The organism is Skermanella sp., from assembly GCF_059503625.1.
In genome coordinates this window covers 16,399-17,498 of sequence record NZ_JCACHA010000603.1, presented here as the reverse complement: position 1 = coordinate 17,498, position 1,100 = coordinate 16,399, and the positions used below count along the sequence as shown (strand labels likewise).

Here is a 1,100-nt window from a genome sequence, read left to right as displayed (position 1 = left end):
CGAGATCACCTCGAGCATCCGTCCACCCAGCACGCCGCCCTTGGCGTTGATTTCCTCGACCGCCAGTTCCCAGCCCTGACGGTAGGGGATGGTGAAGGCCGGCAAGCCGGTATAGCTGTTGATCTCGCCGATCCGGACCGGTTCGGCGGCGCCCGCGGACAGAGCGGTCAGGGATAGTGCCGCCGAAAAGACGGCGGCGCGGAAGGTGCGTTTCAAACCCTGCATCATCAAGTCCCTGTTCGTATTGCCCGCAGGCGCTTCTCAGGTGGATTTCATGCCGCTGTTTATCGTCGCTCGTACCGGCGTAATCCACCCCATTCTTGTACGAAGCGGCGATGGACGATGCCTGCGGCGTATCTTCGGGCGGCCGTTCGCCCGCTGTCGCCATTCAAACAAATACACTTTATGCATCTTCAAAAAGTGTATTGCCGATGTAAGAATATGCCGATCGACGATGCTATATTACCGACATTTGATTTCATTTTTCATTCTACAGACAATAAATGGATCGTCATACTCTTTGCTCCTTTGCACCAACGGCATAGGGACCGAAGGGTGGACGAGATATGACGTACGTTTTATCGTGAACCATAAGCATGATTGCCATGTAAGCTCATGACAGTCGCATTCCAAACCGCCATATTAGCTGCCGTGGTCTAAAGAACCATCCAATTTCAGCTATTTTCATTCGAGGCCGGCAAAGACATTCATTTGATCCGGAAGTCTGGAAGAGAACCCGCAGAGGTATAACCGTGTTGAACAAAGAGCAGGTCGATGCATTCGAATCCAACGGGTTTTTGGTGCTTCCTGACTTCGTGCCACGGGCGGAATGTGCGGCGCTCCTGAACTATTCACGAGGATTGGCGGCTCAGCTCTCGTGGGAGGTTCAGCGCATGGACTTCCTGCCGACCCTCGATTCTCCGAAGCACGAGGATTATTTCCTGACATCCGGCGATAAGATCCGGGTGTTCTTCGAAAAGGCGGGCATCGCGGCGACGGGGCCGGCGGAGCCGGGCTGGCAGGGCGTCGATAAGATAGGCCATGCGCTGCATGACCTCGATCCCATGTTCGACGAGTTTTCCCGTGATCCCAGGCTCCAT

Annotated in this window: 1 protein-coding gene and 1 pseudogene; one reads left to right on the top strand and one right to left on the bottom strand. The window is 54.9% G+C overall.

Annotation, left to right across the window (positions count from 1 at the left end):
* A pseudogene (locus AC5JJ6_RS16315) lies at positions 1-225 on the bottom strand (ABC transporter substrate-binding protein); the annotation flags it as partial.
* 530 nt (positions 226-755) lie between these two features.
* Here AC5JJ6_RS16315 and AC5JJ6_RS16310 point away from each other — a divergent pair.
* A partial coding sequence (locus tag AC5JJ6_RS16310; RefSeq protein WP_496043068.1) for a phytanoyl-CoA dioxygenase family protein occupies positions 756-1,100 on the top strand: 345 nt, incomplete at its 3' end.